This window comes from Flagellimonas taeanensis (assembly GCF_003584105.1).
GTDB classification, from domain to species: Bacteria; Bacteroidota; Bacteroidia; order Flavobacteriales; family Flavobacteriaceae; genus Flagellimonas; species Flagellimonas taeanensis.
This window is the reverse complement of sequence record NZ_QXFO01000017.1, coordinates 84,178-99,630: the sequence shown is the minus strand read 5'-3', so window position 1 is coordinate 99,630 and position 15,453 is coordinate 84,178. Positions and strand designations below refer to the sequence as shown.

General features: G+C 43.7%; 11 protein-coding genes. 8 read left to right on the top strand and 3 right to left on the bottom strand.

All coding sequences use genetic code 11. The features are described 5' to 3' along the window. The first annotated feature begins 118 nt into the window (after positions 1–118). The 7 genes from D2V93_RS07605 to D2V93_RS07575 all read left to right on the top strand — a co-directional run bounded on the left by D2V93_RS07605 (position 119) and on the right by D2V93_RS07575 (position 8,582). Positions 119–1,057 carry an RraA family protein gene (locus D2V93_RS07605; RefSeq protein WP_119619024.1) on the top strand — a complete coding sequence of 313 codons (939 nt, stop codon included), beginning with the start codon at positions 119–121 and terminating at the stop codon, positions 1,055–1,057. A gap of 25 nt (positions 1,058–1,082) precedes the next feature. Beyond that, positions 1,083–1,556: a nuclear transport factor 2 family protein gene (locus tag D2V93_RS07600; protein WP_182849963.1), complete on the top strand. Its 474-nt coding sequence runs from the start codon at positions 1,083–1,085 to the stop codon at positions 1,554–1,556. Positions 1,557–1,567: 11 nt separating this feature from the next. Continuing rightward, positions 1,568–2,674, top strand: coding sequence for a bile acid:sodium symporter family protein (locus D2V93_RS07595; protein WP_245978137.1), 1,107 nt, complete (start codon positions 1,568–1,570; stop codon positions 2,672–2,674). A 45-nt stretch (positions 2,675–2,719) separates the two neighbouring features. Next, positions 2,720–4,003, top strand: coding sequence for a mandelate racemase/muconate lactonizing enzyme family protein (locus D2V93_RS07590; RefSeq protein ID WP_119619022.1), 1,284 nt, complete (start codon positions 2,720–2,722; stop codon positions 4,001–4,003). Between the two features lie 26 nt (positions 4,004–4,029). Then, positions 4,030–4,965, top strand: coding sequence for an RraA family protein (locus D2V93_RS07585; RefSeq protein WP_072879365.1), 936 nt, complete (start codon positions 4,030–4,032; stop codon positions 4,963–4,965). Between the two features lie 88 nt (positions 4,966–5,053). Further along, positions 5,054–7,306, top strand: coding sequence for an outer membrane protein assembly factor BamB family protein (locus tag D2V93_RS07580; RefSeq protein WP_119619021.1), 2,253 nt, complete (start codon positions 5,054–5,056; stop codon positions 7,304–7,306). A gap of 61 nt (positions 7,307–7,367) precedes the next feature. Continuing rightward, positions 7,368–8,582: a cupin domain-containing protein gene (locus D2V93_RS07575; RefSeq protein WP_119619020.1), complete on the top strand. Its 1,215-nt coding sequence runs from the start codon at positions 7,368–7,370 to the stop codon at positions 8,580–8,582. A gap of 20 nt (positions 8,583–8,602) precedes the next feature. On the opposite strand, the gene D2V93_RS07570 is transcribed toward D2V93_RS07575, so the two are convergent. The 3 genes from D2V93_RS07570 to D2V93_RS07560 all read right to left on the bottom strand — a co-directional run bounded on the left by D2V93_RS07570 (position 8,603) and on the right by D2V93_RS07560 (position 12,964). Further along, complete coding sequence (locus D2V93_RS07570) at positions 8,603–10,423, bottom strand: SMP-30/gluconolactonase/LRE family protein (RefSeq protein WP_220473627.1); 1,821 nt, start codon at positions 10,421–10,423, stop codon at positions 8,603–8,605. 807 nt (positions 10,424–11,230) lie between these two features. After that, entirely contained in the window at positions 11,231–11,971 is a 741-nt protein-coding gene (locus D2V93_RS07565; RefSeq protein WP_119619018.1) for a ribonuclease activity regulator RraA, read from the bottom strand. 24 nt (positions 11,972–11,995) lie between these two features. Next, positions 11,996–12,964, bottom strand: a complete 969-nt coding sequence (locus tag D2V93_RS07560; protein WP_119619017.1) for a sugar phosphate isomerase/epimerase family protein — start codon at positions 12,962–12,964, stop codon at positions 11,996–11,998. A gap of 110 nt (positions 12,965–13,074) precedes the next feature. Between D2V93_RS07560 and D2V93_RS07555 the strand changes: the two genes are divergently transcribed. After that, positions 13,075–15,408 carry a chondroitinase-B domain-containing protein gene (locus D2V93_RS07555; protein ID WP_119619075.1) on the top strand — a complete coding sequence of 778 codons (2,334 nt, stop codon included), beginning with the start codon at positions 13,075–13,077 and terminating at the stop codon, positions 15,406–15,408. Positions 15,409–15,453 lie beyond the last annotated feature (45 nt).

Sequence of the window (15,453 nt, the reverse complement as noted above, 5' to 3'; positions counted from 1 at the left end):
TAGTTTGGGTTTGATAGGAAGACTCCCGTTTTCAGCGGGGGTTTCCTATCTCACTTAATACGTTGGAAAATTAGTATGGATCATCCCATTTTATAAGGGAAAATTAAAAAGTACAAAAATGAAAAGTTTAAGGATAGTATTGGTGCTAAGTTGTTTTCTTGGTTTTTTTCATGTCAGATCACAAGGAGTAACGGCCTCACCAGAATACATTAAGGAACTGACCTCCAACTGGACCGGTGAGCGTTTTGCGGACGGAAGGCCAAAAGTCTCCGATGCTTTATTGCAAAGAATGAAAAATATTCAAATAGAAGAGGCTTGGGGCTTTTTAAGGCGAAAGGGATATAACAACCAATATGAAGGTGAATGGGAAATAATCCACCCAGAAAGCGCCATGACAGGTAGGGTCGTGACGGCACAATATATGCCGCTTAGACCGGACTATCAACAATTGGTAAAATTAAAGGGGGCCAAAGAAAACCGTGATACGATCGGTGGCAGCAACTCATGGCCGATCCAGCAATTGGTGCACGGGGACGTTTATGTGGCAGATGGCTACGGAAGAATTATCGATGGTACCCTGATCGGCTCCAATTTAGGAAACGCCATCTATGCCAATTCCAAAAACGGGGTGATTTTTGACGGAGGCGTAAGGGATGTTGCAGGTCTCTTGGATATCGAAGGATTCAATGGATGGTACAAGGGCGCCGATCCTTCCTATTTACAGGAAGAAATGTTGACCAGTATCAACATGCCCATCCGTGTCGGAAGGGCAATCGTTTTACCTGGCGACGTGGTTTTGGCGAACCAACATGGAACCGTTTTTATTCCTTCCCATTTGGCTTCGGAATTGGTGCTTTCCTCTGAAATAGTGGGCCTGCGTGATCTTTTTGGATTTCAAAGGTTACGGGAAAAAAAATACACAGCAGGACAGATTGATACCAGGTGGACAAAAGAGATCAATGCAGATTTTGAAAATTGGCTAAAGGAGTATCCAGATAGCAAACTGCCCATGACCAGAAAGGAACTTAATGATTATATGGCATCCAAAAAAGATTAGGTTCTATCACCATAAAACCAAACGAATGAAAAATTACCTTTTAAAAGATTCCCCTAAATTTTTGATGACCATAAAGCACTGCTTTTTGGGAATACTTCTCTGTTTCTCTACAGTTTTAATGGCTCAAAACAAGGATGCTGAGGTCAAAAAAATCGATGATGCCGTAAACCAGCTTTATAAGGCCATGGTCGATGGAAATAAAGATGAACTGGAGGAATTGACCATGGACAATCTAACCTATGGCCACTCCAGCGGTAAGATAGAGAATAAAGCGGAATACGTGGACGGTGTCTTGCATGGTGGGTTTCAGTTTTCGTCGATAATCCCAGTAGATCAAACTATTTCAATTTCAGGCAAGACCGGCATAGTTCGCCATATTTTTAAGGGCGAAGGCACCAATAACGGTACACCGGCGACAGTCAAAATAGGTTGCCTATTGGTGTTTCAAAAGGAAGGTGGGCAATGGAGATTATTGGCAAGACAGGCATATAAACTTTAATACCCCCGATTTTGAAAAATATCACAATATATACAATAGCACTGGGATTGGCGGGATTGCTGTTCCTGATAATTATTGGGATGGCCATAACGGGCCATATCGATCAGGCCGGACTTTTTATTCTTGGATTTTTTGCGTTGTTGGCCTTCGGGTTTAACGGGTACGAAAAAATGAAGGGGCTGATATTCACCACAATGATTTTTGCGGGGGTGACGGCAGCACTATATTATCCTGATTATTTTACCCATATGGGTGATTTCAAATTCACCGTACTGATTATTCCCTTGATACAGATCATCATGTTCGGCATGGGAACCACGATGAGCATCAAAGATTTTGCGGCCGTATTCCAATCACCAAAAGGGGTGATGATTGGAGTTTCGGCGCAATTGATAGTAATGCCGCTGATGGGTTATTTCTTGGCCCAGATCAGTAATTTTCCCCCGGAAATTGCTGCGGGGATAGTGCTCATAGGCTGTTCTCCCAGCGGTGTGGCCTCCAACGTAATGGCTTTTTTGGCCAACGCCAATGTCGCACTTTCGATAACCATTACCTCCATTGCCACGCTTTTGGCACCCTTTCTTACGCCTTTGATGATGAAGTTGTTCGCCGGTGAGTTCATTGAAATTGATGTGTTCGCCATGATGTGGAGCATCGTAAAGATGATCATCATACCTATCGGGGCAGGCTTGCTCTTCAATAAACTATTTGGCAATAGGACCAAATGGTTGGGAAGGGCAATGCCCTTGATATCCATGTTGGCCATTGGTCTTATAATCACCATTATCACCGCAGCAGGTAGGGACAGCCTTTTGGAAATAGGCGGAATATTGATGCTGTTGGTATTGGCGCATAATCTTTTTGGGTATTTACTGGGGTATTGGTATGCGAGACTCTTTAAGATGTCCGAAAAAGATGCTAGAACCATCGCCATTGAAGTGGGGATGCAAAATGGGGGATTGGCATCTGGTATAGCCAACAGTTTGGGTAAAATTGCCACCATGGGGCTGGCACCGGCCGTATTTGGCCCTCTAATGAACATAACAGGCTCTATTTTAGCTTCATACTGGCATGGAAAACCCACTGTTGAAAAGCCTGAAACTGTAATGACCAATTAAAAAATCAATAATTATTCATCCATATAAGTCAAAAACAAACAACGTATGAAAAATTCAAGAAGATCTTTTATATCCAAATCAATCGTGGCCAGCGCGGGATTGGGAATGGTATCCTCAGTAGCATTTGGTTCGGAATACCAGGAAGCCATGGACAAAAACCCGAAACTATCCGCACCATCGGATCTGAAAATCACAGACGTTAAATGTGGCTATATTAAACGCGGAAGTAGTTTATTTGTCAAAATATATACCAACCAAGGAATTTATGGTTGCGGCGAAGGTGTGGATGCCGTTAACGGCACCTACCATCTTGTCCAGATGTTTGGAAGACGGTTACGGGGTCAAAGTCCGTTCAATGTCCACAAGATTTTTGAGGATATCCGAAGGGGTGGGCATTTCGGTGGAGCCCAATCTGGAATGTACGTGGCCGTACTTTCTGCCATAGAGACTGCCTTATGGGATTTGTCAGGAAAAGCCCTTGATTTGCCCGTATATCAACTGCTTGGAGGCAAATTTAGGGATAAAGTGAGGGTGTATTGCGATACTGCACTATATCGTGTTGAGTTCCCCTCTCCGGATGATTTTGCCACCGCGGCCAAGGATGCCATCAGCAATTGGGGCTTTAATGCATTGAAATTCGACTTGGATTATGCAAGTGACCCTGATAAATACGATCGCTATAACTGGACGGCCAGTCCTGGCGAAATCATAAGAATGTATGACCAGCTTGCTGCAGTGAGGGAAGCTGTAGGACCAAAAATAGACCTTTGTGTGGATATGCACGGGCGTTACGATCATGTAACCGCCCAGACCATTGCCAAAAAAGTGGAAGACCTTAACCTGACTTGGTTGGAAGAGCCAATCCCAGCAGAAAATTTTGATGCCTTCAAAACACTGGCCGAGGAGACCAGCACACCCATTTCGGCAGGTGAAAATGTGTATTTAGGCCACGGATTTAAGCAATTGTTGGATAATGGGGTGGATATTATCATGCCCGATCTGCAAAAATGTGGCGGACTTGGGGAAGGACAACGCATTGCGAACCTCGCCAATCTATATTACGTTCCCTTTTCGCCCCATATGGTAGCTTCCTTCTTGGGGGCCATGGCCTGTGCCCATGTGTGCGTCACGGTGCCCAATTTCCATTTGATGGAATGGCAATCCTATTTCCACACAGATCCAATGTTCAAGGAAATCGTTACCTACGATGAAGGGGATTGGGTAAAGGACAGTTTTGTCACTGTTTCCAACAAGCCCGGTATTGGAGTGGATATAAACGAAGAGGCCATGAGGAAATATGCACCGGAAGGCGTGCCATTTTTTGAATGATCAACAGTAAATCAAACCATACTATTATGTCAAGAAAAACATACATGCTATTATTGGTCCTTGTCGGTCTGGCAACTCAAATGATGGCTCAGCAGATCAGCAAGGAAGAACTCATTTTTTTGACCCCGGAATGGAAAGGGGAGCGTTTTGAAGATGGTAGACCCAAAGTATCGGATGCGCTATTGGAAAGGATAAAATCCGTAAGTGTGGAAGAGGCTTGGGCCGTGATGAAGAATGAGGGTTATCGCTATCAAATCGCGGAGGATTGGAAAATGATCAATCCGGATAGTGTCTTGGTCGGGCGTGCGGTCACGGCAACCTTTATGCCAGGTCGTCCAGATGTCTGGAAAGCTATTGATGACCGTGGAAAGGCCCAGGGAAAACGAGGACAGAACACTTGGCCCGTGGATATTTTGGTCAAGGGCGATGTGTATGTGGCCGACCAATTTGGTGCTGATAAGGATGGCCCAACAATTGGTGACAATGTAGGTAATGCCATTTATGCGAAAACAGGTAATGGCATAGTTTACGATGGTGCCTTAAGGGATGTTGAAGGACTCATGGAGATAGGTGGCTTTACCTCTTTTTACACAAGTTATGATGCTTCACACCATAATCCTCCCGGAGATTTGAATACCATGCTCATCGGCATCAATAAGCCTACAAGAATCAGGACCGTAACTGTAATGCCCGGTGATGTTGTTTTGGGCAAAATGGGCGTGGTCACCTTTATACCTGCACATTTGGCAGAAAAAGTGGCGACAACTTCCGAGGTTGTCCGTTTGCGCGATATGTTCGGACATCAACGTATCAAAGAGGGTGTCTATACGGCCGGACAAATAGATACACGTTGGGCCGATGACATTGAAAAGGACTTTAGTAAATGGCTCAACGAACATATTGACGAACTTCCTGTTTCCCGAGAGCAAATCCAAGAAATTTTGAAGAAAAGAACTTGGTAAACTTAATATAAACGTTGACAACTACCATTGTTCGGCGGAGAGAAGAAATACTCTTCAGCTATGCATAATGGACTTTTCATTCATACTAATGTCAAATACTAAATTCACGTTTTCATCTTGGGGCCCCTTGGTGGTACAGGTAGTTTTAGTCCTTATCACGGGATGCCAGACCCCTACAAAAGAAATTGCGGAACACACCACGTGGTCACACTACGGAGGTAGTCCCGATCAATCCAAATTCTTTGAGTCGCCCAGCATCACAAAGTCCAATGTTGGGGAAATGGAGTTGTTATGGAATTATCCTTCGGGTGATGACCGTTTTTATTTTTTCAACCCCATCATTGTGGACAGTACCATGTTCGTTCTTGGAAAAAACAGTTCCCTCATTGCCATACATGCCCGGACGGGGAAAGAACTTTGGATACATACCGATCTTTCAGGCATCACGAGGAGGGGCATCAATTATTGGGAAAGTGGGGACAAAAAGGACAGAAGGTTGTTGTTTACACTGAATAATTCCCTTCAGGCCATTGATGCAGTTACCGGAAAATCAATTATGGATTTTGGTGACAATGGCTATGTGGACCTTCGTGAAGGGCTGGATCGAGATCCGACATCTGTTACCCAGATACAATCCATGATGCCCGGCGTTGTCTATGATGATCTTTTGATATTGGGATCTGCCCCGGGGGAAAGCTATTTTTCGCCACCTGGCCACGTCAGGGCCTACAACGTAGTTACCGGTAAACTGGAATGGACCTTTCATACCATACCCCGTCCTGGAGAATACGGTTACGAAACTTGGCCAAAGGATGCCTATAAATATGTAGGGGGTGTCAATGTATGGAGTGAAATATCGGTGGACACAGAACGTGGAATTGCCTATTTGCCCATCGGTTCGCCCACTTATGATTATTATGGAGGCGATCGGCTGGGCAGCAACCTTTTTGCGAACTCCCTGGTCGCAGTTGATGCCAAAACGGGTGAAAGGCTCTGGCATTACCAAACGGTGCACCATGATCTTTGGGACTATGACCTGTCGCCGGCCCCACAATTGCTCACGGTGGACAAAGACGGTAAAAAAGTGGACGCCGTGGCTATTGCCACCAAGCATGGTTTTGTCTTTGTGTTCGATCGTGTAACCGGGGAGCCTATTTTTCCCATCGAGGAAAAGCCGTTTCCCAAGAGCGAAATGCCGGGTGAGGAATCCTGGCCCACGCAGCCCATAACTTCGCTTCCCAGTTTTACGAGACATGAAGTTACGGAGGAGAACCTCAATCCGTACTTTTCGGATAGCCTTCGACAAGATTGGCTCAAAAGATTGGATTCCACCAAATCAGGACTGTACGAGCCTCCATCGGACAAATATGAGACCATCATAATGCCAGGGGCCTTGGGCGGAGCGAATTATGGCAACACCGCTGGTGATCCCCAAAATGGCATGCTGTACATCTTGACCCAGGAATATGCCTCCATCTATCGATTGAACAAGTTGGAACCAACAAAAAAAGAACTCACAAAGAATGATGTGGACAAAGTGAGATCTCTATATGAATCGTCCTGTATTGCATGCCATGGCCCAAATATGGAAGGCGGGGCCGGGCCATCCCTGAAGAACTTGGGGCATCATATGTTCTATGAGGAATTCAGAAACACCGTGGTCAATGGAAAAGGCGTAATGCCCGGTCTGGTACACGTGGATGAAACTTCCTTGAAAGCGTTGTTCCAGTTTCTTGGAGGGGATCCGGAGCGTAGAAGTTTCAGGCGTGGAGAACAGCAGGGAGAACCCATAGATGGGCCAGTAGTGGCCTCGGGAGGGGTGATTGTGCCACCCGATGTGCAACGGGGTGCCCCAATGCAGGAGTATCCACAAGGTGTGGAACACCCAGAAACCAGATATACTACGGATTATGGTCTGGATTGGCCAGGTTTGATCGATCCGCCCTGGTCATCCATCATTGCATATGACCTGAACGAAGGAACCATTAAATGGCGACAACCCGTAGGAGTCGATTCACTCTACGTCCAGGGTGATAAAACCAAAGGGGCACCGAACGGTACACAGCGGAAAGGTATGGTGATTACCTCTACGGGCATTGTATTTTCCACTGCAAAAGGGGGAAAAGTCTATGCTTTTGATGCAGAAAATGGCAATGTGCTCTGGGAAACAACATTAAGCCATGAGACCAATGCCCAACCCAGTATGTTTTCCTTGGATGGAAAGGAATATTTGGTGATCAATGCCACCTCCGATTTCAGAAGCGATAGTTACGACCACTCCAAGAAACCCGGAGCAGTCGCAAAAGGCTACTTGGTTTATGGGATACCGGACAAAGAGTAGCTTGTTGCATAGAAGCAGCTAACTCTATAAACCTAAAATTGAACTATACAAATACAATGTTATGAGACCAATACTCAGTTTTTTGTTCTGTTTGATGGGCAGTATCTGCATCGCCCAAAACCTTAATGAAAGAGTGGTTCACAATGAACCTTCTGCGTATAGGGAATTATCCAAAGTACATGACGGTGCAGGCAAAATGGGTTTTACCCAATTGATTGGACGAAATGATCTGTCCACCAATTTCCTGTACCTACATTCTGGGGTCATTCAACCCAAATCGGGGATTGGTCACCACTTTCACCATTCCATTGAAGAAATGTATGTTATTTTGGATGGAGAGGCTGAATTCACCATTAACGGAAGAACCTCCAAAATAAAGGGGCCGGCCTTGGTTCCCTGTAAATTGGGAGATTCCCATGGTATTTATAATGCATCCGATAAACCGCTCAAATGGCTCAATTTTGCCGTAAGTGAGGTCAAGGCGCAGGGAGATGCCTTTGACCTTGGTGATAACCGTGTTGGGGCCAAAAAGGATGATGTCCCTGTATTTGTGTCCTCCCAATTGGACACGGGTAAACTGAAACAAGACAATGAGGTTTATAAGGGAAAAGGAGTTTTATATAGAAGGATTTTTAGTCCAGAGGTTTTTAGAACGGATTGGAACTATGTGAACCACTTGGTAATTCCATCAGGGAGTACAACGGAAAAGCGTCAATTGGAAGGTGTTGAGGAAGTGTACTACATAATGAATGGGAGTGGATCGGTAACGGTCGGTTCCGCATCGGCCAAAATTCAAAAGGATGATTCGTTCCATGCTGGTTTGGGAGAAGAAATAGCTTGGTCAAATAGGGGCAATGATAATCTTGAAATACTTGTAATTGGCATTGCGGCTTCAAAAGATAGGGGACTGGCAATTGCCAAACCTTTGGAAACACCCAAGGCCATGGTCTTACAAATGGATTTTGTGGTGGAAAAGGAAAATGCCAAGGCTTTTGAAGAAATGTATTATTCCATCTACGTCCCTGCCATGGTCGTTCAAGACGGGTATCTCAGCTCGAAATTACTTCGACTTTTTCCAGATGATTTGGCCAAGGAAATACAGGCAGAACCTACTACATACAACTATCAGATCCAAATATCTTTTGATACGGAGGAAAACAGGAGAAAGTGGGTAGCAAGTGACCAGCACCAAATCGCTTGGCCAGCAGCTTCGGGACTTGCCAAGGAATTCAAATGGCGCGGATACCATGTTATGGGCGACGATGTACAGAATTAGATATTATCATTGATATTTTTTTAGAGGTAATTGACATACCCTTTTCTGTTGGTGCGAATCTTATACACCTTATCATAACTCACAATATAGAGTGTTTTCATATCCTCATCTCCAAAACCTAAACTTACTGGAAATGAAGGTAGATTGATCATACCTATAAAGGAGCCTTTGGAATCAAAAATCTGGACCCCATAATAAGTGGCCACATAAATATTTCCCATGGTATCAATGGCCATCCCGTCCGCGCTGGAGGATCTGCCTTTCCGATTTAGCACATTTCCGGTCAAATGCAGTTCTGCAAATTTCCTACTATTTGAAATCGTACCGTCCTCGTTCACATCATATGCCCAAACAAAATTATCCTTTGAACTGTCTACCGGATACCAAGATTCATCATCATAACAATTATTGATGTAGAGCGTTTTCCCGTCGGGAGTCAATAAAATCCCATTGGGCATGGCAAATTCATTGGGTTCCACCAAGCGGGTCACCTCTTTTTCAGGGGAAATATAATAAACGGCTCTTCCAGGTTGGAATTTTTCCGCTTCCATCGTAAACTGGGGATCGGTGAAATAGATGCCGCCCTTAGAATCGGTGATAATATCGTTGGGTCCGTCTATGGGCTTGCCATTATAGGTGTTGGCAATAACTTGGACTACTTGTCCGGATGTGGTCATTTCCACCACCCGGTGCCCAATCATGTCACAGACCAATAAATTGCCATTTTTATAGGGATACAATCCGTTCGCCTGCATTTTCCCTTCCGTAATATTTTGGTACGTTCCATCAGGGTCCAGTGCCACAATGGAACTCTTTTTTGGGTCGGCGTTCCAGTTTTGGTCAAAGTACATGTTGGAAAAATAGAGTTTTCCGTTCATCCATTTGGGACCTTCGCTAAAGGTCAGTGTAGGTTCTGTTTTTGAACCATCGATCACCAATTCGAGCTGAGCGTCCTTTGGGATAATTTCGTGATATCGCTCAAGTGCCGCCTGTTGCTTGGCCAGATAATCTTCCCGAACGGGCCAAAAAATATCAAGTGCATCAAAGCCCAATTCACCTGCTGTACCGGAATGTACCACGTTTCCTGGAACAAGGACTATATCCTGAGGTTTCAATTCCATCTCTTGGTCCAGAACGGTTTGTTTTAGGGTCCCTCTCAACAGAATAGTGATTTGCTCCTCTGGATGAATGTGTGCCGGAGATTTGGAATTTGGGTCCGCCGAGACAAAACTTAGCTGCATGTCCCCTCCAGAAACCAATCTTGCATAGACCCCTTCGGTAAGTTGGGTAAACTGAATATCGAAAAGGTCATAAACTTTATTGGGTACAACGGTCGGTTCATTCTTGGATATCTGTTCCTTGGCTTTCGAAGGAAGTTCATCAACCCCCATTTTTTCTAGATAATCAAACCTTATAGGGCTATAAACCTCCATCACTTTGGCTCCAGTATCTCCAGCGACAATCTCGCTTTGGCTTCCTTTGTCTTGATAAATAAAATCAATTCTCGGTGTACCGCTATGAGTGCCATCTGGTTCTTCCCGTCCCCTTGCCATCATTTTATAAGTATTGCCATCTCCAATGAAATTAATGGAACCCTCAGTTACAATCAAAAATCTATCGGCAGGCAAGTTTTCTTTCGGGATGGTGGAATTGGGTTCCAGTTCCAATACACTGACCAAATTCCCATTTCCCCAGAAAATTTTGGCCATGACGCCAGGATATAATTGCACACTTTCCAAATTTTGGATATTTGCGGGTGTTCCCACTTCCAAATTGGGAGTCACGGAACTTGAAGGAAGGTCGGGCAATTCCTTAACTGTCAGCCCATATTGCTCAATCAATTCTGTATTTCGCTTTTCCCATTTTGGCTTGACCGAAGAGTTACAGCTACTGTTAAGAATTAAAATAATACTTAATAAACCAGGAAGGGTTTTCATTAAATGGGAAATGCGTAACATATTCAATAATTATCCTTAAAATTTCAGTTTCGATGTGATTTAATACTTATTAAATATACGGTAAAAAGGCTTGTGTCACCCTTGTGGTTGGGAAATTGGACCGAATTGCAAGAAGCATTTCACGCTTAACCAAGCTGATTGGGGACACTGAGCGTAAAGGGGTCAACTACAAGGGCATTCAAGTAACTTTCATTGACACCACATTCCCAAGGTAGATTTATCTTAAAACTTTTGGTTTTTATAAAGGGAATAGAACACACATAATTGTTTTAATGTAGCTTATCATTTTCAAAAGGCAATACTGAAAAATCAGTAGAAAAAATTACATGGTTTGAGTGATTGACCAATACATAAGAGCCCAATAATTTTATTCAGCTTTAAACTTGGTATTTAAAACTGAAACATGATCTCTCAAAATCTGCATTTAAGAACGAAACAACTACCTATTTTCCTGTCTCTTATACTACTCTCGGTATTGTTTAAGAGTTGCTCAAAAGATGATGGCAATACGGTGTCCGAATCATTTTCCCCTAATGTTCCTTCAATATCCGGGGATTTGGGAATGAAGCAATGATATCCTCATCCAAACCCTCAAACTTGCTCCTTTTGTAGCTTTGGTAAAGTCTCTTCAGCAAATTGGAATACCACCCAATACAGGAGTCAAGGCCTTATGCTATCATTACTGGGATCTTATATCCTTTTATCCATTGACATTTCTTCCTGGGTTGAATCCCAAATCTCATATTCGTTTCGGATTTCGGGGCAGGTCATGGGATACAATCCAATAATGGAGTGCCCATTTTTCACTTTTTCCATCACAAATTTTTCAAAGCGGGTCATTTGAAGGCATTCTTCAACGACCTCCTTTACCACCTCCTTTGGGATGACCATCACGCCATCATCATCACCCACAATATAATCCCCAGGGAAAACGGCAACATCGCCACATCCAATGGGCTCGTTCAATGAAATGGCTTGATGAAGGGTCAGGTTGGTAGGGGCCGAGGGTGTTTTGTGATAGGCGGGGAAATCAAGTTCTGCTATTTCACCCGAATCTCTAAAGCCTCCATCTGTCACGATACCTGCAACGCCCCTTTTCATGAGCCTCGTGATCAATATGCCGCCTGCCGAAGCAGCCCGGGCATCTTTCCGGCTATCAATGACCAATACATGGTCTTCTGGACATTGTTCCACAGCAAGTCTTTGTAGGTGCCTAGGATTTTTAAATACTTCGATGGGGTTCAAATCTTCCCGAGCCGGGATATACCTCAACGTATAAGCTTGTCCCACCATGGTTGGCTTTCCTGTTTTCAAAGGCCTGACATCTTGGATGTATTGATTTCGATAACCCTTTTTAAAGAGACAGGTTGCAATAGTAGCCGTACTTATGGTGGTCAATATTTCTTTGATTGTTTTCGAATTAGGTTCCATGATAGTTGGATTGACAGTTTCGCTTCAATTGATTTTATCCCATGTGTTCTTCAGAAAGTCCAAATCGGCTTTCATTTTCTTAAATACCTCTTTTGGATGCATTTGGATTTTGGAAGCTCCGTGTTCTGCACCCCCCAGATCATACTCCAAATGCAATGAGATGGGGACATTGATACGATATCGCTTCAATAAGGAAAAGTACTGTTCAAAATTGACCATGCCCATGCCCAACGGGGTGTTTATGGGCTTCCACTTCCCCTGTACGGTTCCCCACTTGAAATCCTTGATCACTATTGATTTTATATAAGGGCCTATGCGCCTCAAACCCAACTCCCAATTAAGCCCTCCTTCCACAACGGCATGTCTTATATCATATTGACAGCCTATGAACTTATTTTCGGTATCGGACAACAGCATGGCCAAATCCCATATCGAAGAACCAACAAAATTACCTGCATGGTTTTGATAACATCCAATCAGGCCAAGTTTTTCATTGATGGATTCCAAACTTCTGAATTGCTCCGAGTAGATGGATTGACTTTCAGTGATCGGTCTCTTCTCTGGATACGAAAGCCAACCCATCCGATAATGGGTCAGTCCAAATTTTGCCGCGGTTTCGAGTACCTTCAATCCAGTGGTGTCTTTGGTATCCAACAGGTCTGTGGTCATCATATTTGGTTTTAATCTATGGCTTCTCATGGCTTCAACGGCTTTAGGCAAATCATCTTCGACGCGTGTAGGCAGTACATGTCCTTTCTCCCTGACGGTCAGATCCAATCCATCAAAACCCATTTCTGCGGCCGCATCAGCCATGTCATTATAGTTCAGGAATTGAAGGTGCTTTGAGAAAAGATTCACTTCAATCGCACTTGATCCAACCGCTTTTCCACCTATGGGAACTGGTATAAAACCCATCATAGGAATGGTAGCAATACCCATTCCGGAAAGTTGGGTGAATCTTCTTCTAGATATATATGATTCTTCTTTCTTCATTTTGATTGCTTTTTTTCATCTATTAGACTGTTTTTTTGTTAAAATTTTGCAGCTGTCACAAATATATGTATTTTTGGTCAACCAAATTGGTTAACCAATTATTGTTTTCAATGAAGTTTCACCATTTTATTTTGTGTTCCCTTATTTTGATCGGTCTTCAATCCTGTGGCAAAAAAAAGTTGGAGGGTATTTTAGTGGAGACGGTCCATGACTTTGACCGTGCCGTATCCGATGCTAAACCTGGGGATGTCATTGTTTTGGCCAATGGTATCTGGAAAGATGCTGAATTATTGCTGGAGGGAAGGGGGACCAAGGAAAAACCAATTACATTGATTGCACAGGAAAAAGGGAAGGTCAGTTTGGAAGGATCTTCGAATCTTAGGTTATCTGGGGTGTATCTACATGTTGAAGGATTGATCTTTAAAAATGGAGGTACACCTACGGGAGAGGTTATCTCTTTTAGGAAAGACAAAAGTTCTTTGGCCAACAATAGTCGGGTGACAGCATGTGTCATTGACAATTTTAATACTACTGAAAGGCACAATCCGGAAACTTGGGTGGCCATTTATGGTAAGGGAAATCGCATTGACCACAATCATCTAGTTGGGAAGCGAAACCGAGGCGTGACCATGACGGTCCATGTTAACTCAAGTGAAAGTCAAGAAAACTACCATAAAATTGACCATAATTATTTTGGACCTAGACAGACTTTGGGATCCAATGGAGGCGAAACCCTTCGTATCGGTACCAGTCATTTTTCCTTGGCCAACTCCAATACTTTGGTGGAGGCGAACTACTTTGATCGTTGCAATGGGGAACATGAAATCATCTCAAACAAATCGTGTCAAAATACGTTCAAGGGCAATGTTTTTTATGAATGTACCGGTACTTTGACCATGCGACACGGTAACGGGACCTTGGTGGAGAACAATGTCTTTTTCGGCAATAATAAACCCGGTACCGGAGGGATTCGGGTGATTAATGGCCAACAAACGGTCAGAAACAATTATGGAATAGGGTTAAAGGGGAGTCGATTTAGAGGGGCATTGGTGGTGATGAACGGTGTGCCCAATTCCCCACTCAATAGGTATTCCCAGGTTGAAGATGCTGTCATTGAGAATAATACCTTTATTGATTGTGATCATATCCAGTTATGTGCTGGTAGTGATACTGAGCGAAGCGCAGCGCCGATAAATTCCAGGATTTCAAATAACATTTTCTACAGCAAAGATCGGGATGACCTGTTTACTGTCCATGATGATATTTCCGGAATCATTTTCGAAAACAATGTTATCAGCCCCAATATCCGTCCCATAGTTGAAAATGGATTTGAAGCAATGCCCTTAGCGTGGGTTACAAACGAAAATGACCTCTTGGTGCCAAAAGGTCTAGGCGGCACTATTGGGGCACGGCCATCCCTTGATCATGTTTCAAAGGAAAACACTGGGGTGAGTTGGTACCCTAAGGAAATTCAGGACGTTGCTTTGAATTCGGGAAAAAAAATAAGTGTTTCCCCAGGGTTGAATACCCTATTCGATGCTGTGAAGCGTACGTCGGCCGGAGACATTGTTGAACTAGGTCAAGGAACCTATACCGTGACCAAGACCATTTCTGTTCCACATCCCTTGACCATTCGATCAAATGCCACCGAGGCACCCTTGATTTTGTACGGGAAAAATTTGCTTTTTGAAATTGGGAACGGAGGTAGCCTATCCTTGTCCGGACTGGTGTTTGATGGTGGGGAGGCCCCGGATATGGCTGGTAATACCGTAATCTCGACCAGTAGCTATTCGATGAACAAAAACTATAATCTTTTTATAGACCATTGCGAGTTTTTGAACTTGGATGTGAACCATTCCTTCGATGTGGTGAGTGTTTATAAAAATACGTTTGCCGATACCATTAGCATAACAAATTCAAGGTTTAGGAACATTTCTGGTAATGTTATTGCCTTGGACAAGGAAATTGATGATATAGGGATATACAATGCAGAGCATGTCATTATGAAAAACAATTTGTTTGCTGCCATTGGGGGCATGGTCTTGGGTTTGTACAGGGGAGGCACTGACGAGAGTACTTTTGGCCCTTTTTTGGAAATGGACCATAATGTTTTTGACAATGTGGGACATGATGTAAAGAATAAACAGCATACGGCCGTCTCACTTTATGGGGTTCAGGACATCGAGATCAAGAACAATATATTCAATAACAGCAAGGGCTTGAACATCCATTTAGTGATAGGGGAGCCAAGGGTCAATATGGCCAATAATAATTTTTATAATTCGGATAAACCAAAGATTACAGGAGACCAAAAATATAGTGTTGAACACCTTTGGTCGTTCGCCCCCGGATTTGTGGATGATCGGACGTACCGCCTTGCCGAAGATTCTGTCTTAAAAGGGAAAGGTACCGATGGCGGGGACTTGGGATTGATTAAAAGCTAATGGAAATGGGTGGTAAAAAAGTACAGACCTTAATTACGCTATGCT

Excerpts from the sequence above, each read along its gene's own strand:
- D2V93_RS07555 (WP_119619075.1), top strand. The coding sequence starts at position 13,075 with ATGAAGTTTCACCATTTTATTTTGTGTTCCCTTATTTTGATCGGTCTT.
- D2V93_RS07565 (WP_119619018.1), bottom strand. The coding sequence starts at position 11,971 with ATGGAACCTAATTCGAAAACAATCAAAGAAATATTGACCACCATAAGT.
- D2V93_RS07600 (WP_182849963.1), top strand. The coding sequence starts at position 1,083 with ATGAAAAATTACCTTTTAAAAGATTCCCCTAAATTTTTGATGACCATA.
- D2V93_RS07585 (WP_072879365.1), top strand. The coding sequence starts at position 4,030 with ATGTCAAGAAAAACATACATGCTATTATTGGTCCTTGTCGGTCTGGCA.
- D2V93_RS07580 (WP_119619021.1), top strand. The coding sequence starts at position 5,054 with ATGTCAAATACTAAATTCACGTTTTCATCTTGGGGCCCCTTGGTGGTA.
- D2V93_RS07560 (WP_119619017.1), bottom strand. The coding sequence starts at position 12,964 with ATGAAGAAAGAAGAATCATATATATCTAGAAGAAGATTCACCCAACTT.
- D2V93_RS07605 (WP_119619024.1), top strand. The coding sequence starts at position 119 with ATGAAAAGTTTAAGGATAGTATTGGTGCTAAGTTGTTTTCTTGGTTTT.
- D2V93_RS07575 (WP_119619020.1), top strand. The coding sequence starts at position 7,368 with ATGAGACCAATACTCAGTTTTTTGTTCTGTTTGATGGGCAGTATCTGC.
- D2V93_RS07590 (WP_119619022.1), top strand. The coding sequence starts at position 2,720 with ATGAAAAATTCAAGAAGATCTTTTATATCCAAATCAATCGTGGCCAGC.